The sequence below is a fragment of the Dorea sp. AM10-31 genome, assembly GCF_003435815.1.
Taxonomy (GTDB): Bacteria; Bacillota; Clostridia; order Lachnospirales; family Lachnospiraceae; genus Dorea_D; species Dorea_D hominis.
The window spans coordinates 135,604-156,949 of record NZ_QTUV01000004.1 but is presented as its reverse complement, the minus strand read 5'-3'; the positions used below and the strand labels follow the sequence as shown (position 1 = coordinate 156,949).

The following is a 21,346-nucleotide window of genomic DNA, read 5'->3' as shown; positions in this document are numbered from 1 at the left end:
GTTATTCTCTTCGACTATTTTGTTTTCACTTTTTTAGCAGCTGACCAGCCTGAGTAAATCTTCACACTCTTCTTGCCAACTTTAACTGTCTTATAAGTACGAACTCTTACATAGTAAGTTTTCTTAGCACTTAATTTTTTCACTGTTTTCTTAACCGTTGTGTTTTTAGAAATCGTAGATGTCTTTACAGATTTTGCGAACTTTTTATTTGTTGAATACTGTAACTGGTATCCGCTTGTCTGCTTGCTCTGTTTCTTCCATGTTGCGCTGAAGCTCTTTCTTGCAGCTTTTACTTTTGAAAGGCTTGTTCCCTTTGGATTAATGTTAAATGTCTTTGTAAATGTTCCTTTGTAGTCTCCCTTGAAAGTAACTTTTACTGTGTATGTTCCGACATTTTTGCATCCTGCTGCATATTTTACTGTGTAATCTTTGCTTGTAATTTTCTCACCTTTATTGTTCTTTGCAACAACGGCTGGTTTCTTTACCTTTCCATCGTATACATAGCTTGTCTTAGCAAGTTTTACGGAAGCTACTTTTTTCACTTCTGGTTCCGGTTTTGGAGCTTCTGCTTTAACTAATGCTGCTTCTGCGTCTTTCACAGCCTGGATCGCATTCTGGTAATCTGCAGCTGTTACTCTTTCTGCTCCTGCTACCTTCTCAGAAATAGCCTTCGCAGCATCTACTGCTTCTTTGTAAGCATTCCAGCTTTCTTTTGTGAAGTCAACTTCATTTTTCCGCTCTGCATCAGCAAGAACTTTTTCCATCTGCATTTTTGCTGCATCTGTAATATCGTATTTTGGATTTTTCTTAACAGCAATACGAACATCGCCTGCGCTCTCAACTGAGAATCCATCAATACTTGTAATTACTGCGTTCTCTCCTTCACTTACTGTAAAGTTATGTGCATTAACCAAAATTACACTGCTTACCCAATCTGTGTCATCTGCAACTGTTACATTATAAGTTGATCCACAGTCTTCTGCCGGATTGATCTTATACTCAGCTACACCTTTATTATTTGTCACAATATTTCTGACACGAGTTTTGTCATTATCTGCTGTTAATTTAAATTCTACGCCTTCTACCGGTACACCTTCAGCATCTACTGCTTTCACACGGTATACATCTTCTGCTGAGAAAGCGGAATTGTTTGTATATTCTTCATCCTGTGATGCCGGAATAACAGTTACACTCACACCTTTCAGGTTTGTATAAGTACCTTTTTTGCTTGTTGGTGTGATCTGATATTCTTCTTCCTTCTCTGTTGTATTTTCAGGAAGTGTTACTTTGATGATTGGATTTTCCTTAGAAATCTGAGTTGGTACATTTGTCTGTACTTCATCCCACATCGGATAACCCTCTGGAGTAATCGTTTTCTTACGCACACGATAGTAAATTGTTCCCTCGTCTGCTCCGTAATTGTCTAATACAAGTCGAAGTTCTACCGTTCCACCTTTGCTTGTCAGCTTATCCCTTGATACACCAATATTTGCTGAATCCCATGATGGAACTTTTTTTAATGCTTCCATTGCATCTTCAATGTTCTTCTGTGCAGCTTTGATTTCTTCTACAGAAGCATTGTCAGTTAATTTTTCTGCTGCATCTACTGCAGACATAACTTTTGCTTTGCTTTCATCTGTGTAAAGGCTATAATCAAATTTCTTTGCTTCTGCAATTTTGGCTTCCAGCGCTTTTCTTTCCGGAGACATTTCTACCAGGCCATTTTTCGCTGTCTCTAAGTTTGCCTTCGCATCTTTGATATTAGCTTCTGTAGCATACTTATCTTCATACACCATTTTTGCATTCGCAAGCGCCTGCTGAAGAGCTGCCCAGCTTTTTGATGTATAATTGTCTTTGTTTAATTTTTCTACTTCATCGATTACAGCCTTTAATGCCACTTTTTGTGCATCATCAGCCGCTGCCTTCTTAACTACAAACTTAATTTCGCCAGCCTGATCAATTGTGCTTCCATTAATCTTGGAAATAATAGGACTCCATGATTGATCATGACCAACTTCAAATGTACATCTGTTCTCACTTGTCCATCCACTGTCTTCCGAAACTCTGATCGTGTAAATACATGTTATGTCATTATCTTCTATTTCATACTCTGCCACACCATTTGCATTTGATGTAAATTCCGGCTCATTTCCAAAAGACTCATCTTTTCCGACTAATTTTACACCTTCTACCGGAGCTCCATTTTCATCTACTACTTTTGCACGGAATGTAGTTTCATCAGATAAAACTTTCTCTTCCTCTGATCCTGCGTTGGCTGCTGCAACAGTGAAAGATGCTCTCTTGGCACCTTGTTCCGTTCCACCCCAAGAATTCTCGAACTGTCCACTTGTCAGATTTACGATCAGTTTATATTTCACTTCTGTTGTCTCTTTGTTTGCCGGAATATTTACTTTCAGTTTGTTCCCGACAACCTGTCCTTCAACATTCTCATATCCTTTTACTATTTCCCAATTATAATCACCAATATCTTTCTTTAACTGGTAATAAATCGGACTGTCTGTTGTTGAAAAGTCGTCAAACTTAATTGTTGCGACAAGTTCTCCTCCTTCACTCGGAAGCTCTTTTGAATCAAGAGCATAGCTGTAGATTCCATATCCTGCAGCTTTTGCTACACTCACCTGTCCACTCAATAATCCGAAGACCATTGCTAAAGACAGGAGCCAGGCAAAAATTCTTTTCATTTTCCCCATTACTTTTTTCTCCTTTTCTTTTTCCATTTGCTAATTACATTACGATTACTATTATACGTTGTTTTTCGCATTCTCTCCAATCGGTATTGTCAATAAATCAATCTATTTATTCATAGTATCTATACAGGAAGAAGGCTTTCTCCTGCCTTTTATAGCAAGTGAACACCTTCTCTTCGTTCTCTACTATTTCATCTTCACTGCCTTAACTTTTGACCATCCAGAATACAGCTTCACTGTCTTCTTTCCGACCTTGACATTTTTGTATGTGCGAACTCTTACATAGTAAGTTTTCTTAGCGCTTAATTTCTTCACTGTTTTCTTAACAGTTGTATTTTTAGAAATCGTAGATGTCTTTACAGATTTTGCGAACTTTTTATTTGTAGAATACTGTAACTGGTATCCGCTTGTCTGCTTGCTCTGTTTCTTCCATATTGCACTGAAGCTTTTTTTAGCCGCTTTTACTTTTGAAAGGCTTGTTCCCTTTGGATTGATGTTAAATGTCTTTGTAAATGTTCCTTTGTAGTCTCCCTTGAAATTAACTTTTACTGTGTAAGTTCCGACATTTTTGCATCCTGCTGCATATTTTACTGTGTAATCTTTGCTTGTAATTTTCTCACCTTTATTGTTCTTTGCAACAATGCCAGGTTTCTTTACCTTTCCATCGTATACATAGCTTGTCTTAGCAAGTTTTACAGAAGCTACTTTTACTTCCGGTTTTTCTGGATTTGATGGTTTCTCCGGTTCAGTCTCGCCTTCCTTGATAAGTACAAATTTCAGCTTTTCTTTTCCAGTTGCCTTTACTCCATTGACAGTTGCTGTCATTCTCGGTGGTCCGCCTTCTACACCGTAAGCAACTGTATAATAAATTTCCTCTGGGCTTGCCATATATTCATCTACTGGTTTGATTGTAATTTTATCGTAGATAGTATCCATCATCTTATGCTGAATGATCAGCATACCATTTTCATCACTAACAAGGGCTTCTGTATCCTTTACATACGGTGTTGTCTTTTCCTTTACGAATTTAACACCTTCCATCGGAACACCTTTTTTATCTACCACTCTGATTTCAATACGATCCCAGATTGTATTAGATTCGTTCTCATACTCCGGATAAGCATCTGGTGTTTCACCTTTTTCAATCTTTTCTTTGTTACTTTTGATTGCCTGGATTTTCTGTTCGTCGATATAAGTTTTCTGTTCGTCTGTCAGCTTCTCATATGTGTCCAATGCCTTCTGCACGGTTTTTAAATCTGCTGCACTCATATTACTGATGCTGAATTCATCAATATATTTATTCACTTCGATTGCGGCAAACAGATCCTCTTTCTTTGAATTGTCAGGCAGATAAGTCATTTCTTTGTCTAGTGATGTCAGCTCTGCCAGTGGTCGTATATCCTTTACTTTCGAATCTCCCGTAAGGCTGATTCTCTCCAGCGATTTAATCTTGCTTACTGATGCAATATCTGTAAGATCCGGATTGTCTGACACATCTAATGATGTAAGGCTTGTAAGTCCGCTCATATCCGGAAGTTTTTTCAATGCATTATAAGATACATCTAATGTTCTAAGATCTGCCAACTGACCAACCGGTGCAATATCTGAAACTTTATTACGAATCAGACTTAAACGCGTCAGTTTTTTCATATTTGCAATCGCAGAAATATCTGTAATCTCATTTTCATTGAGTAGCAGACTACGCAAATTCGTCAGACTCTTAAGTGCGGAAATATCTGTGATCCCATCACCTTTTAAAAATAACTGCTCCAACTGACTTAATCCTGAAAGTGGCGTAAGGTCTTTAATCTTTGCTCCTTCTTTGTATGCCGTAAATCCTATTGCAATCTGCTTTGCAGATGTGGCATATTGTAAGCCTTCCAGACTTTCTACATACCATGGCATTTTCCAGTTTTTAAATCCATTCGGATTGGAACTGGACTCATAAAAAATGTACTGCACAGCCGAAGATGCTACATCCTCTCTTGTCAGTACGAACTTCTCATCATTTTTGTTCATGGCAGAACGAATTGCCCAATTGAGTATCGGATCTGGAACAACATCTTCCTTCTCTGGATAATAGACATCTTTTTCTGCCAGTCCGGAACATCCTCTGGATTGCGCATGGACATTGCCTGTCCATGCGCATGTTGCGAGCATGATTCCTGTCATTAACATTGCGACTGTTTTCTTTGCTCTTCCCTTTAACATTGTTTCTCCTTATTTCGTCTTCACTGCCTTAACTTTTGACCATCCAGAATACAGCTTCACTGTTTTCTTTCCGACCTTGACATTTTTGTATGTACGGACTCTTACATAGTAAGTTTTCTTAGCACTTAATTTTTTCACTGTTTTCTTAACAGTTGCGTTTTTAGAAATCGTAGATGTCTTTACAGCTTTTGCAAACTTCTTATTTGTTGAATACTGTAACTGGTATCCGCTTGTCTGTTTGCTCTGTTTCTTCCATGTTGCGCTGAAACTCTTTCTTGCAGCTTTTACTTTTGAAAGGCTTGTTCCCTTTGGATTAATGTTAAATGTCTTTGTAAATGTTCCTTTGTAGTCTCCCTTGAAAGTAACTTTTACTGTGTATGTTCCGACATTTTTGCATCCTGCTGCATATTTTACTGTGTAATCTTTGCTTGTAATTTTCTCACCTTTATTGTTCTTTGCAACAACGGCTGGTTTCTTTACCTTTCCATCGTATACATAGCTTGTCTTAGCAAGTTTTACGGAAGCTACTTTTACTTCCGGTGTTTCTGGATTTGATGGTTTCTCCGGTTCAGTTTTTACCAATGCTGCTTCTGCATCTTTCACTGCCTGAATCGCATTCTGGATCTCTGCATTTGTTGCACTATTATCTTCTGCAATTTTCTTTGCAGCTTCTACTGCATTCTTATAAACTTCCCATGACTCTGCTGTATAATCAGATTCATTTTTCTTTCCGGCTTCTGTGAAGATTTCTACCATTGCGTTTTTCGATTCCTCTGTCACTACTGTTCCTGCAATCTTGACACCATTCTCGCCTTTTGCCATATAATATCCATCTTCTGAATTTGGAATAGTCTCTACTCCGATTTCCCAGTATGCGGCTTTCGGAAGGTGTAAAACAGACGGAAATTCTGCCTCAAATGTACGAAGAGTTTCTGTACCTTTTGCTTCCGCTTCTTTTTCTTCTACCTGTCCTAATAAGACTCCTTTTGGTGAATAACAGTGTACTACATAATAGAACTTTGCAGGAAGACTTGTTCCTTTCACAGTAATTGTAGCTGTCCCACCCTCGCGACTCACTTCTGCACCTGCGCCAGATACCTCTGAAATACTTAGTTCGTTCTTTTTTACAACAAGCTTTACTTCTTCGCCATCGTATTCCTGTCCATTTACTTTAGCGATGTAATTCTCATTCTGGTCTGCGTCTCTTTCAAAATAAATATTTTCAATCGGTGTAACGATTTCATAATCTTCGCCTTCTGCAAGTGCTATTGCAAATGGCATGCCGATTCCTTCTCTCTGTGACAGTGTATAGCTTGCTGTCCCGGTTGCATCTGTCGGTTGTGCGAATGAATTTCTACAGCAATGCGGAGAGAAAATCTCTAAGTGTACGTCCTCTACCGGAAGACCCTTTTCATTTACTACTTTTACGTTCAATGTCTTTGGATGCTCTACCGGTTCCACTGGTTTTTCGCTCTCTGCCACTTTCAATGTCAGATCAACTGTATCACCTGTATATGCTTCTCCGTTTACTGTTGCAATACAAGGATATCCCCAGCTTTCGCCAGAATTTTGTACATCCATTTTCAAAGAATCATTTGCAAGTGTATATCCACTTCCTGATGCTGGTTTTACTTCATAGATTCCGAATCCTGTTCCGTCACCGTCCGCAGCATCCATGTTTGCCATAACAAGATCAGTAAAATCATTTTCATCCAAGTATGCTTCACCACTATCATCTGTTGTGACAAAATCATAAGTTTCTCCGTCTTTTTCAAAGACAAGCTCCACGCCACTTAAAGCTTTCCCTGATTCATCCACTGCGCGAACTGTAAGTTCTGTCGCATGACTTGCCGCCTTTGCCGTCAAAGGTGCTGCTCCTGCAAATGTTCCAAGTACCATCGCTACTGAGAGCACACCTGCAAGAAGTTTTGCTTTTAATTGTTTCATAATCTTCCTCCTCTGGATTTTATTTTATCTTGATTTTAATGGTCTTCTTAATACCACTTCCATCCGTTGCCTTTGCGGTTATTTTTACTGTCTTTCCTTTTCCCGCTTTTTTCGCTGTTACTTTACCCTTTGCAGTAACTGTTGCATACTTGCTGTTTGAACTGCTCCATGCAAGCTTTTTATTCGCATCTTTTCCAGTTGTCTGCACCGTTGCTTTGACTGTTGTTGCTTTTCCGTTCTTCAATGTACCGGAAGCTTTCAATGTGATTTTCTTTACAGCATGTTTGCGTATGCGGATTGTATAGCTACCTGCTTTCTTGCTTCCGTCAACTGCTGTTGCTTTTATTGTGACTTTTTTTCCGGCTCCTGCTTTATTTACTGTTACTTTTCCAGTGGAAATTACTGTTGCATATTTCTTATTGGAAGTTGTCCATTTCACTTTTTTATTTGTCGCTTTCACCGGAGAAATTTTCGCCTTTAACTGAATTTTCTTTCCTGCAGCGATTTCCTTTGATCCTCCTGTCACTTTCACTTTGCTGACTTTTGTTACCAACGGAACAGATTTTTTTTCATACTCGATCACTACATGATGGATTCCAAGACTATGCATCGTGAAACATGCTTTTCCGCCTTCATTTGTAAAAGGAATTTCCTGCAACTGCTTGTTCTCATCAATGTAGTAAACCTTCTTCACCGCCTTACCTTGCGGAACTTTTCTTGTAACAGTAAAGTCTCCGGCTGCAAGCTTTGCTCTCTCCCAGCGATGTGGATTTACGACACTGATGTCCAGGACTTCATAATCTTTATTCGGAAGTTCACTCACAAGATCTTTGCTTAAAGATTTCTCATATAAAAGCATATCCTTGAAATTGATTCCTGTCACACTCGTATCACCTGATTTGCTTACAAGTATTGTATCCGAATGATGTGTCTCGTTCTTATCTACCAGTCGAAGCTCATCTACTTTTGCACAGCTGGAATGGTTGTATGCATATCTTCCAGCGCCGTACTCGGATTTATCTTTCGCAACAAGTGGGAACGAATCTATATCCCATTGCTCACTTTCAACTATAACCATGTAGTTTTGATCTTCCAGAAGTTCCGTCTGCAATCTGCCATTTTCTCCGGTAGTGCATTCTAATGTCTCGAGTGGACTTACCAGCTTTATATTTACATTTTTCAAGAGACCTGTTCCTTCTTTATAATAAACCGGCAAGCTGACTCCGACACGCATGTCGTTTTCCAGCTTATCGTATACTTTATTCGGGTCTCTTTTATACATTCTAAGCTCATCTACTTCCGGATAATCGTATACCGTCTGATTGTCTGATCCTTGACTTATTTTTTTGATATTATAAATCTTTCCTTCTTTTACCCAGATATAAAGAATCGGTGTACGGTATTCTTCATCCTGCGCATAGATCATATAGTTATTGTTATTGACAAGACTTAAGTCCGGAAGTTTTCCATTTTCTACTGTTACTTCGCCTTCCGTCTCCTGTTTAGTCGTGTTATAGATTACAAATTTGACTGGTTTCGTCATAGGTCGCGTGACAATTGGATTTGCGGAAGCGATCACAACTTCATTGACATTGATTCCTTTAATCGTAACCCGTTCGGTCGCGTAAATATCCTTGTATTGATATCCCGGTACTCCATTGTATCTTTTTTGTTCCAGATCTTTTGTTGTCTGCACAACTTTCTTCTGTTCTATACTTGTCTGTGCGCTCGCAGCGCTTACATCGCACATCCTCCCCGGTGCAACGCCTGCGACCAGGTTCCCCGCAACAGCCGCACAAAGTAAGCCTGTAAGTATCTTTTTTCCTTTCATATTCCCTCCATTTTTCTTGTAATTCTTCGTTAAATCATTACTTTTCTTTACTTTTATTGTAATATATTCTCCGCACTCCTTCCAATCGATTACATTGATAAACGAGCCTTTTTATAGATATCATCTATTGTATATTATTGCTATATAACAAATGAGCAGGTCCCTTATTGTAAGGGTTTCCTGCTCATAAAATGGATTTAATTATTTTACTGTTGTCTTCTTAACTGTAGACCATCCGGAATATAATTTCATTGTCTTTCCGTTTACTTTCACATTCTTGTATGTACGAACGCGAACATAGTATGTCTTCTTCGCAGTTAACTTCGTTACTGTCTTTGAAACAGTCTTATTGTTAGAGATTGTCGAAGTCTTCACGCTGCTCTTGAAACTCTTGTTTCTTGCATACTGCAACTGATATCCAGATACTTGTGTTTTCTGTCTTGACCACGTTGCTTTGAAACTCTTCTTGGCTGCCTTTAATGACTTCACCTGTGTTCCTTTCGGAATGATTGTAAATGTTTTCGTATATTTTCCTTTGTAGTCATTCTTGAACGTAACTGTTACAGAATACTTGCCTACATTCTTACGACCGGATGCATATTTTACTGTGTAGTCAGATAATGGAATAATTTCCTTCTTATCATTTTTCGCTACAACTGCCGGGCGTTTTACTTTGCCATTATATGTGTAAACAGTTGTCTTCAGTGCTACCGATGATACTTTCTTAATTTCCGGTGTCGGTTCCGGCTTTGGTTCTGGCTCTGGCTTCGCAATCTTTTCCAGTCCTGCAATAGCCTGTTCCAGCTTTGTTCTTGCTTCATCTACCTGCTGCTGGGTTGCATCTTCGTTATTTCTGACTTCATTTGCTTCCCAGAATACCGGGTAGAACGCGTTCCATGATTCTTCTGTGTAATCAGCCTTTTTCAGTCCTCTTGCAATACTAAGCTGTGTCTGAAGTCCTTTCAGATCAAGCTTTTCTTTTTCTTTTTCTGCTACTTCTACAAAGAAACTAAGATCCGCAGGGTCGTCTACAGTGATCGACTTTATAAGTTCACTGTTTGCGCCATATTCGCCTTTCACATAATATACTTCTATTTTCGTTACTTTTGACTGTTCTTCTACAAGACGAATTCTTACTTTTTCATACTTTTTCGATTCAAGCATGTCTATTGTATAGTAATTATAAGATCTGCCCTGTGTCGTATATTCTGCAAGTCCATCTGCATCGGACTCTATCTCTGTAGTTCCCGGTGTCCAGGAATTTCCAACCGTAAATTTAAGTCCAGGAATTGCAACACCTTTACTATCTACAAAAGCGATGTGCAGTGTCTTGTAATCCGGTCCTTTTTCGAGTCCATCAATGGCATTGATCAGTTTTTCTTCTGCTGCATCGATCTGCTCCTGCGTCGCATTTTCATTTTTATTGACACTGTTTGCCTGAGCAAGTGCATTTTTCAATGCTTTATAAGACTCTTCTGTGTGCCCAGCCTCTTTAACTGTTTCCGCCTTTTTGATTGCTTTCTCAAGATTCTGTTTATTTACACAAAGCACCTCACCTGCGTTCAGCTGTAGTGTACGATTAATGGATGGCTTATCAACTGCTGTTCCATTAATCTTACCAATCTGTCCTTCTTCATTCACCTCAACTGTGATCACATCTTTGTCTCCGGTAAATTTAGACTCTTCATTCAGTGAAATATTATATGTAAGCGTCTTTACTGCTGTCGGGAATGTGTACTCTGCAATTCCGTTGCCATCTGTACTGATTTCAGAAAGCACTTCATCGGAGCCCTGCTTTTTCACACTGAATTTTACATTTTTCAGTGGCTGTCTGTCTGCATTACCAACAAAAATATTAATTGTAGATTTGTCTGCTTCATAGTACTTATCGTATTTGGAAAGAGAACTGTCTGGCTCAACAGCCTTTCCTTCTTCTAAAAGTTTAATATTCTTCTCTGCAACGCTGATACGATTCTCATTAATATAGGATTTCGCATCTTCGGAAGCTTTGTTATATGCTTTTCTTGCAGCAATCACATTTGTCTTGTCACCAAGTTCTACTGTATTCGCATTAAACTTCTCAATCAAACGATTTACATTTATTACTTCGAATAATAAATCTTTCTTTGTCTCAATCTTTGTACCACTTAAGTTCAATTTACCCTTTGTAAGTTTTGTAAGCTCTGTCAGCGGTGTAATATCTGAGATATTTTTATTATTACCCAGATTCAAAGATTCCAGATTTCTAAGATTTGCAAGTGGAGTAATATCTGAAACCTGATTGTTAATAAGATCAAGTTCTTTTAACTTTGTCATATTCTTAAGAGCACTGATATCTGTGATCTTATTATCTCCAAGCCACAGCATCTTCTCTATATTCGTAACACCTTCCAGTGCAGAAATATCAGTAATATTATTATTACGCAGTGTTACTTCCTGCAGACTTGTACATCCCTCTAAACCGTTCAGCGTTGTGATGTTGTTAGATTCCATCGCCAGATATTTCAGCTTGCTCATCTTCTTTAACGGTGTAAGATCTGATATTGTGTTATACCCACAATTCAAACGTTCCAGATTCACTAAGCCGGAAAGTGGCTTGAGCGTTGTAAGCTCATTCATGTAAAATCTTAAATCACCAAGATTCGTCAATTTTGAAAGTGGGCTTAAGTCCTTGATCTTATTGTAAGATAAATCAATCTTGTAAAGATCTTTACCATACTGCAGTCCTTCTAAGCTGTGTACATAAATATCCAATGTCTCCGGATATGCTTCCGGATGTGTACCTGCTGAGAAAGTAAACTGTTTCAGCCCTTCAAAACGTTCCGGTGTAATTGGTTTATAATCTTCTTTTTTATAACTCTGATCGAGTGTCACACCACGGATAACCCAGTTTAACATCCAGTCCTGGATCACATCTTCTGGTGCCGGTTGGAAGACATCCTCTTCCTCTACATTCACTCACGCATCTGCTGCATGGGCTGCCATAGATATGTTTCCCGCACATAACATAGCTGCCAGTAACGCTACTGTAATTTTTTGTCCTACTTTTTTCCAGTTCATTACTATTTCCCTCTCTATTTTAATACATCTATATAGTACCAAATTTAATTATAACGAGAAGCTTACTCTTTGTAAATTCATTTCCTGTATAACACTTATAGATAATTTTCATATGCCATAATTTGTGTTATAAAAAGAAACCGGTGCGTAAGAATCTTAATTTTCTCACACGCCGGTTTCTTAAATTATTATGCAACTCGTCTTTATTTATTATTTTGTTTTAACAGATTTAGCTGATGACCATCCGGAATATAACTTCACAGATTTTCCATTTACTTTCACTGTCTTGTAAGTACGTACACGAACATAATATGTCTTTTTAGCTTTTAATTTCTTAACTGTCTTAGAAACTGTTTTGTTCTTAGAAATTGTAGCTGTCTTAACGCTCTTCTTAAAGTTTTTGCTTGTAGAATACTGTACCTGGTATCCTGTTGTCTGTACAGACTGTTTTGCCCATTTTGCAGTAAATGCTTTCTTCGCTGTTTTTACTGAGCTCACCTTTGTTCCTTTTGGAAGAATTGTAAATGTCTTTGTATATTTTCCTTTGTAACCGTTCTTAAATGTTACTGTTACAGAATATTTCCCAACATTTTTACGTCCTGCTGCATATTTTACTGTGTAATCAGATGCAGGAATGACTTTTTTCTTATCATTTTTAGCAACTACAGCTGGTTTTTTCACTTTTCCGTTGTATGTGTAAACCGTTGTCTTGAGTGCTACAGCTCCAACCTTCTTCACTTCCGGCTGTGGTTCTGGTTCTGGTTTTGGTTCCGGCTGTGGCTCTTTTTCTACTAATGCTTCAATTGCTGCTTTTAAGTTTGCAACCTGTGCATCTACTTCTGTCTGTGTTGCTTTTTCATTTGCATATACAGTATTTGCTTCTGCAAGCGCATTCTTGAGTTCTTCTACTCCGGCACTGTATTTGTTTGTATCGATTGCTGTTGCTTCATCAATTGCTGCTTTCAAAGCTACTTTATCCGCTTTTTCAGCTGCACCTTTTTCTTTCAGAACATATACTAATTCTTCACTGATATCTCTGAGATTCTGTCCATCAATCTTCTCAATTTTTCCTTCGTAGTAATATGTCGTATAACTATGTGTTGTTTCACATTCCCACTTATCATTCTCTGCGAGAGAAATTGTTTTTGCTGCATCAATGTCATACTGATCAATTGCAATTTCAACTACACCATTTGCATCACTTGTTACTGACTTTGAAGCTAAATTGTTGTATGAATTTTTTACATCAAATTTTACACCAGCTACCGGATTGCCATTCTGATCTACTGCTCTTGCGCGGAAATGACTTTCATCTGGTAAAACTTTTTGTGTATCAGGAGTTCCAGGCTCTGTTCCTGTTGCTGCTGCAACAGTAAAAGTTGCTCTCTTTGCACCAGTCTCTGCCGTCCCCCATAAAGTTTCAAATTTTCCACTTGTCAGGTTTACGATCAGTTTATATTTGACATCTTTTGTTTCTTTGTTTGCTGGGATATTTATTTTGAGTTTGTTACCAACGACCTGACCTTCAACATTGTCATATCCTTCTACTACTTCATACTCATACTCACCAACAGCTTTCTTTAACTGATAATAAATCGGGATGTCTGTTGTTGCAAAGTCATCAAACTGAATATTTACGACAAGTTCTCCACCTTCACTTGGGAGTTTGTCTGATTCCAGTTCAAACTTATAGATACCTAAACTTGCAGCTTTTGCTACACTCACCTGTCCTGCAAACAATCCAAAGACCATTGCAAGGGACAGAATCCAAGCCAAAATTCTCTTCTTGTTCCCCATAACGTTTCTCCTTTTCTTTTTTTGAAATCCATTGATTTCAGACAGTCCTTTACATTTTCATTTTACCTTCTTTTATGATATGTATCCAATCGTTTTTATAAATATATCGTCCGATTTATTTATTTTATCTATATATTATATAGCAAAAAAGCGTGGTCTTTTGCCACGCTTTCTTTTTAATTCTCTGTTCCGGTTACAAGTTGGTCTTTGTAATTCAACACCAGATTCTTGCCACCACCGGTCAGAATATACAGTTGTTTCTTCGCAACCCCTGCATCCATCAGGACTGCTGCCGCACGCTGAGCTCCCTGCTCACCAGCCATACATACAATAACTGTCGGAACATCCAGATCTTTGATCTTCGCTTCTTCTTTCCGCACATTCGCCTGTGCTTCTGCTGTCTTCGTCGGCCATGCAGGCGCCCACATAGATCCTTCGATATGTCCGGCTGCATATCCTGCCTCAACACCGCCTACTACTTCTTTTTCAAATCGAATGTCGAGAACATTCAATGTTCCGGCTTTTACCCTTTTCAGAACAGTATCTGCATCCAGATACATATCATCCCACCGCATGAGATAATCTTCACCCCTTGACACTGCAACTTTATAACTTACTTCTTCTGATGCTGTTGTCTTTGCCGTAATAGTTGCATTACCAAAGCCAATTGTATTCACTTTTCCATCCTGATCTACATTAACAATCTGATTACTTAACTCGGAACCATAACCATATATTATGTTCTTACGAACTCTCGCCGGCCAGCAGGTCAGTTTATTTTCGGCAACAGTTGCCTCAAGCGCCATCAGCTTATGTCCTTCACTGTCTGTTGTAACTTCTTTTTTTGCAAATTTCAACTGACCATAAGTCTTTGCATCTTTCGGTGAAACTTTCTGGATTGGCCAATTTTCCGGTTCTTTCTGCCAGTTTACCTGCCATGCCCACCAGCCGCCATCGAAGACGCTGATATTTTTTATTCCATTCTGATAACAAATTAAGAATGGAATCGTTGCACGCCAACCGGTACCACAGTAGAAGGATAATTCATTATCGAGGGATGAGTCGGATTCTGCAAGAATGGATTTCACTTTATTAAGTCCGACTACTTTTCCATTTTCAATATAGCTTCCATCGTCTGTATTGTGTCCCCATACTGCACCTAACGGTTCACCTGCATATTTAATATAGGAATATCCTGTCTCTTCGCCGCGGAATTCTTTCTCCGAACGGATACTTACAAGGCGGAAATTAGCATCATTCTGTAACTTTTCTTTTGCATCATCGGTAGACAGAATATATTCCGGATGTGCCGGAATCGTCGTACCAAACGTATAATCTGTACCACCGGCTGTTGCTTCATTTACTTTTGTCTCTGTCGGTAATCCTAGTTTATTCCATGCTGTCATGCCACCATCTATCACTTTGACATCTTCTACACCGGCGTATAACATAGCGAATGCTACTCGTGTAACACTGGAATCCGATGCACTTCTTCCGTACAGTACTACCTTGGTATCTTTGGTGATCCCGTTGTTTTTTAGAAATTCTCCAAGCTGCTTTGCACTTCGGATATTGAAATTGTCTTCTGGTTTTACTTCTGTCTCTTCATAAAGCTGCTGATCGTCGATTCCATCCAGATTCCAGTCGTCATACTCTACTGCATCGGAATTGATATGAACCGCTCCCGGAATATGTGCTTCGTTATAAGCTTTGTCATTTTCTGTCTTGCCATAGGCAACTTCTGCTAAAAACACATGTTCATATCCAGGCTGCTGTCCTTCTGACGCACTCTTATACCACTCCGGTGATACATACACCTGTCTCTTAGGAACATTTTTCACTTTCACCGTTACCTTGCAGCTCTTTGCCAGGTATTTTTTCTTATTGTTCTTCTGTGTTGCGCGAACAGTAATTGTTGCTGTTCCCGGCTTCTTTGCTGTAATCTTTCCGGTGTTGCTTACTGTTGCAACTGCTTTATTGCCGGATGACCATTTTACCGGACAGTACACACCTGACGGTTTAACTGTCGATTTCAATGTCTTTGTCCCACCAACATATAAGGCTGCCTTTGATGCACTGATTGAAATGCTTGTCGGTTTTAAATCTTTTACTTTCATTGTTACCGACTTTTTCAGCTTTTTATTTGCCTTTGCTGTTACTGTAATCTTAACTTTTCCAGCCTTTTTTCCTGTCACAACACCCTTGGATGATACGGTTGCAATCTTTTTATTGCCGGATTTGAATGTTACCGCTTTGCTTGCTTTTGACGGTTTGACGGATTTTACAGATATCGTTGCATGTCCTTTGATATCAATCGTCTTCGCTGTAACTTTGAGTGACATCTTTGTTGGCTTTTTCGATGCCGCTTTACTCGGGATTGCAGTAAATGCAACTGCCATAACCACAACTAAGGCAAGCAATCCCAGTGCTTGTTTTTTGATTTTCTTTTTCATCACGCATTTCCTCCAATGTAATGATTTACTCCGCAACGTTTATCCACAGTATAACATTAACTCTCCGGTTCTTCAATTTATAAAAGAAGCAGCCGCCTCAGAATTTTTCCGGAAACGGCTGCCTCTCTTATTTAAGCAAAATGTTTCTTTATTTTACCTTTACGCTTTTTACTTTTGACCCTGTAGAATAATATGTAGTCTTGCCTACTTTCTTGTATGTGCAAATTCTTACATAGTATTTCTTATTCTTTTTCAATTTCTTGATGGTCTTGCTTGTGTATTTGTTCTTTGTTATCGTTGATGCCTTCACAGACTTCTTGAACTTCTTGTCCGTTGTGTACTGGATCTTGTAACCGGTTGTCTGCTTCTTCTGCTTCTTCCATGTTACTTTGATCTGTTTCTTACCGGAGTTCTTCACAGACTTCAGGCTTGTTCCCTTCGGCAGAATCTTGAATGTCTTTGTAACTTTTCCTGTATAGTTGTTCTTCATTGTTACAGTAACTTTGTATGTTCCGACATTCTTTCTTCCGCTGCTGTATTTTACAGTGTAGTTTGAAGCAGCAACTTTCTTTCCGTTTACAACAACTTTCACTGCAGGTTTGCGAACCTTTCCGGTATATGTATAAGCAGTTGTTGATAATGTTACGTTTTTAGATGTAACTTTTTTCTTAATCGGTGTATTGTCAACGTAAACTATTTTCTGGCAATCGCTGGATTCAAATTTTTCTGCCTGACTCTTGGTAAATACACGAACTACTACAACATGGTCGTTGTTTGTTCCCGCATTGCCATAGAATGCATCACTTGCAAGCTCTGTCACAGATGCCGGAATATCTACGCTCTCAAGATATCCTTCCTTGAATGCGTATTTACCAATCTTTTCTACACCGTTTTCGATCGTCAGCTTCTTTAATGTGATTGCTTTGAACGTTCCTTCAAAAGCAGATTCTCCGATCTCTTTTACAGTTCCCGGAATAGTAAGTTCTTCAATGTGATGTAAGTGGAAAGCTTTTCTTCCAATCTTTGTTACGGATGCCGGAATTGTAAGACTTGTAAGTCTTGCTCCTGCAAATGCCATTTCACCGATCTCTGTTACTGTATCCGGGATGTCTACATGATCTAAGCGGATGTTCATTGAGAATGCTCCCTGTGGGATTACAGTTACATTCTTGGATAATGTAAGGTCTGTGATGTCATTCGTTGAAAATGCTCCTGCTCCTAAATCTGTTACCGTATCCGGAATAACAAGTTTCTTCAACTGGTTGGAGTTAAATGCACTTTCTCCGATTTTTGTTACAGATGCCGGGAATTCTACATTGTTAATCTTATTATAACGGAATGCGCTTGCACCGATGGTTGTAAGTGTGTCAGGTAATACAACCGTATCCATACCATTCGGTGATTCTACGCTGTCTTTTCCCTGTACCCATTCGCCATCCGGAATCTCAAATGCTCCGTCTGCAACTTCTGTGATTGCTTCCTGTGTCTCAGGATTCAGTGACGGGATTACGAGTGTGCGTATACCGTCTTTTACAACTGCATCGCTCTTACGTGTTTTATTTCCCTGCTCGCTCCATCCTGTAATCTTATTTCCATCATAAGTGAAGTCCGCGTGTGTCCAGCCGCTTCCTACGATTTCATCATAGATGACTTTATGTCCGGTTCCATCGTTCTTGTCTGCATATTCCGGATAGAATACATTTGTTACTTCTTCTAAATGTGCTTTATTTGAAGTATATAATTTTACCTGTCCCTTTTCACCTTTGACAAATGCTGTATTTGCCAGTTTCTGCAGGCTAGACGGGAGATATACACTTGTTAATAATGTTTTTTCAAATGCTGTCTTTCCGATCTCGGTCAGACCTTCGTGCAATGTTACACTTGTCATTCTCGGTGCAAGACCTTCTCCGGTTACATTCTGTGAGAATGCACTCTGTCCGATGGTTGTTACGGATACCGGAATGTCTACAGACTCTAACTGGTTTCCTTTAAATGCATCTCTGTCAATTAATTTCACTGTAGAAGGCAGGCTTAAAGAAGTAAGCGGTGCATTTCTGAATGCCATTCTTCCAATCGTTTCTACTCCTTCCGGAATTGTCAGTTCTTTAATCTTTGTTGCATTAAATGCGGAAGTCGGAATTTCTTTTATGGATTTGGAAAGTGTTACTTTCTCCAGAGAAGCACTTGCTGTAAATGCTCCATTTCCAAGTGTTGTTACACTGTCCGGAATGGTTACTTCCGTAAGCGCTGTTGTCTGGAATGCTGTTGCACCAATAGATGTTACCGTATCCGGAATCGTTACTTTTGTCATTCCGATTGTTGCAAATGCACTTGCGCCGATTGCAGTAATTGCTTCGCCGTTTTCGTTTGTCTCAGGAAGTGTTATTTCTGTATCACCATTTGCAATTTTCGCCTTTCCGGCATCATTTAATCCGGTAATGGTTGTTCCGTCAAATGTAAACTGGGAAGTATTCCATGGCTGCTCTTCTGCCGGCATCTCACCGTAAATAACTTTCTGTACCCAGGATTTGGTTCCCTGTGTATTTGTGCCCTTTCCAGTACCCTCTACATGCTGGATCATTCCTTTCTTTCGAAGATCCACATTCTCATTGTACATGTATACGATACGACTTGCCTTTAAGATTGTATTTGTCGGTGCATCTGACTCCAAATCTTCTTTACCTGTGTTTGCTCCAAATGCATATACTGTAACTTTCTCTGTTCTATCCGGAAGTCTTACAGATTTGATGTTGTTATATGCAAAACACATATTATCCAGATTCAGATTGAAATCACATGTCTTCGGAAAGTCAACAGTTGTAATCTGATTTTTAGCAAACGCTGCATTTCCAATCTGCCAGATTGTATGAGAGAATTTTACGCTCTTTAACTGGTTGCTCTGGAATGCTGTTCCGCCAACATAGATTACGCCTTCCGGTAAATCCAGAGATGTCAGCTTATTGCTTGTGAAAGAGTTATTCTGAATAATGAAATTTCCTCTTTCTGTTAATCCTTCTGCAATTGCGCTTCCACTGTAACTTGCCATCACTCCCTTCGGGAATGTTACAGATGTAAGTCCTTTCTTATAAAAAGCTTTTGTTCCGATACCAATAATCGGATTTCTGTCTGTATCCTTTGCAGGAATCACAAGGTCTGTATTTGTTTTTAATTTTTCTTCTCCGGATGCAGATAAGCCCGTGATACCAACACCACTGATTGTTGTTACATCCGATGTATTTGATGCCGGATATAATTCCTGACTGATCGTATCATATGTAAAGTCTTCTGCGTTCCATTTATCTTCCTGTCCCGGTACTTTCAGGATCAGGCTGTGATAATCAGACTGTGGAAAGTTCTTTGTATCGTTGTACTGTGTTTCCGAACTTACATATACTTTTGTCTTCACTGCTGCAGCACCGGAAGAATATACTTTTTCAAATGTATTTGCCTGCAACTTCTCAACCGTCGATGGTAATACTACCGATTTAATCGTTTTATTTCGGAATGCTCTGCTTCCGATTGACTTTAAGCCTTCCGGCAGTGTCAGTGTACACTCATCTGTCAAATATTCCTTAGTAGAAAATGCATAATTTCCAATCGAAGTTACCGTAGATGGAATGACAATCTTATGGATGTTATTTCCTGCGAATGCATTATTTCCAATCGTCTTAACTCCTTCCGGAATGGTCAGTTCCGTCAGATCCGTCATGTAATTCTGTGCGTCACTGCATCCGAAGGCTCCTCCCGGAATGTCTGTCAGGTTCTTAGAAAGAATAATCTTCTTTAACTTCGGATTCGTTCCGAATGCGCCACCGCCGATCTTTGTAACACTGTCCGGTAAAATAATACTCTCTAACTGGTTCTTCTGGAATGCTGCCACACCGATTTCTGTCAGTGTCTTTGGAAATTCAATCTTCGTAATACCGCAGTCTGCGAAAACTTTTGCACCAATCTTTTCCAGTTTTGCCGGAAGTGTAACACTTGTAAACTTCTCGTCTGCTGTTGCAAACATTCCAGTATAGCCATTTCCTGTATAATCAGCGATTGCTGTCACATACTCACCATCTGAATTCTTGTTCGGTAATACCAGATCTGTATTGTCTTTTCTCTTTTCAATACCGCTCTCAGAGAAACCGGTGATCGTTGTTCCGTCAAATGTAAAATCATCTGCTATCCATGTCTTGTCCGCATTCGGATCTTCACCAAGGATCAGTTTCTGATGCCAGGAGTGCTGTGACTCTGCGGTACGATCCATATGGTGGATACGTTCCATGTCAAACAACTTCTCATTGTCTGTGTACATATAGACAACGCCGCCAAATTTCTGCTCTTTCTCCGGTGCATCTTTGGAACACTCTTCCATTCCCGGATTCCAGTAGAAGACTTTCTTTTCTACTACTTCCATATAATCCGGAAGTCTTACGGATTTGATGTTGTTGTGTGCAAATGCAAAGGCATGAATCTGTGCCTGGAAATCACAGGTTTTCGGGAAATTGACCTTTGTGATCTCATTGTATGCAAATGCGGAGTTCTCCAACCACCAGAATGTATGTGGAATGGTTACGGATTTCAGTTTATTTCTTGCAAATGAACTTGGTCCGATATAGATCACACCTTCCGGCAAGTCGAGAGAGGTCAGTTCATTTCCGTCAAAAGCACCTGCGCCAATCAGGAAATTACCTCTTCTTGTTACTACATGTGTAACTGTGTCATTATAATCTACCATCATACCATCCGGCAGTGTCAATTTTTCAATCCCCTGCTTTTTAAATGCACTGTCAGCGATACCTACGATTGTAGTTCCATTCGGATCTTCAGACGGAATGACAAGATTCTTATTCACTTTAATCTTCTCTGAACCTGTCTCAGAAAATCCTGAAATTGCTGTACCGGATACGGTAAAGTCACGACTGTAATCACAGCCGTTCAGTCTCTGGCTCATCTCTGTGTAAGTGAAATCTTCTGCTGTCCATACAGATGTGTCGATGTCACTTGCAGATGCGTCAGAGTCTGCCTGTTTCTTATCCGTCTTGGTCGTCTTGGTTACTTCTTTTTTCACTTCTGCGTTCTCAGAAGCATCCTCTGCCTTCTCATCTGTTTTGGAAGCTTCTGTTTTAGAATCTTCTTTTACAGTTTCGGCAGACGCATCTTTGGACGTATTCTCGTCTGCAGATACGTTCTCATCGTTCGAAGTTTCCGTTACTTCGGACTGCACAGCCTGGGCTGCGCTTGCTGTATTATCCTGTGCAAATGTCGGCATTGCAAGGGAAAACGACAACGCAAACGATAATACAACCGCTAAAAACTTTTTCATTTTCATGCTTTTAGCCCTCCTTATT

Annotated in this window: 8 protein-coding genes; all 8 read right to left on the bottom strand. The window is 39.4% G+C overall.

The genetic code is table 11. The features are described 5' to 3' along the window. Window positions 1–14 precede the first annotated feature (14 nt). Window positions 15–2,711: an FIVAR domain-containing protein gene (locus DW125_RS08490; RefSeq protein WP_158549905.1), complete on the bottom strand. Its 2,697-nt coding sequence runs from the start codon at window positions 2,709–2,711 to the stop codon at window positions 15–17. Between the two features lie 183 nt (window positions 2,712–2,894). Next, entirely contained in the window at window positions 2,895–4,919 is a 2,025-nt protein-coding gene (locus DW125_RS08485; RefSeq protein ID WP_117537836.1) for a leucine-rich repeat domain-containing protein, read from the bottom strand. Between the two features lie 9 nt (window positions 4,920–4,928). Then, window positions 4,929–6,866 (bottom strand): FIVAR domain-containing protein, encoded by a 1,938-nt coding sequence (locus DW125_RS08480; RefSeq protein ID WP_117537835.1) that lies wholly within the window; start codon window positions 6,864–6,866, stop codon window positions 4,929–4,931. A gap of 19 nt (window positions 6,867–6,885) precedes the next feature. Beyond that, complete coding sequence (locus DW125_RS08475; RefSeq protein ID WP_158549904.1) at window positions 6,886–8,697, bottom strand: Ig-like domain-containing protein; 1,812 nt, start codon at window positions 8,695–8,697, stop codon at window positions 6,886–6,888. Between the two features lie 201 nt (window positions 8,698–8,898). Next, window positions 8,899–11,655, bottom strand: coding sequence for a leucine-rich repeat domain-containing protein (locus DW125_RS08470; RefSeq protein WP_117537834.1), 2,757 nt, complete (start codon window positions 11,653–11,655; stop codon window positions 8,899–8,901). Between the two features lie 312 nt (window positions 11,656–11,967). Continuing rightward, window positions 11,968–13,554 (bottom strand): fibronectin type III domain-containing protein, encoded by a 1,587-nt coding sequence (locus DW125_RS08465; RefSeq protein WP_117537833.1) that lies wholly within the window; start codon window positions 13,552–13,554, stop codon window positions 11,968–11,970. Window positions 13,555–13,730: 176 nt separating this feature from the next. Then, window positions 13,731–16,007: a rhodanese-like domain-containing protein gene (locus DW125_RS08460; protein WP_117537832.1), complete on the bottom strand. Its 2,277-nt coding sequence runs from the start codon at window positions 16,005–16,007 to the stop codon at window positions 13,731–13,733. A 148-nt stretch (window positions 16,008–16,155) separates the two neighbouring features. Further along, window positions 16,156–21,327, bottom strand: a complete 5,172-nt coding sequence (locus DW125_RS08455) for a leucine-rich repeat domain-containing protein (protein WP_117537831.1) — start codon at window positions 21,325–21,327, stop codon at window positions 16,156–16,158. Window positions 21,328–21,346 lie beyond the last annotated feature (19 nt).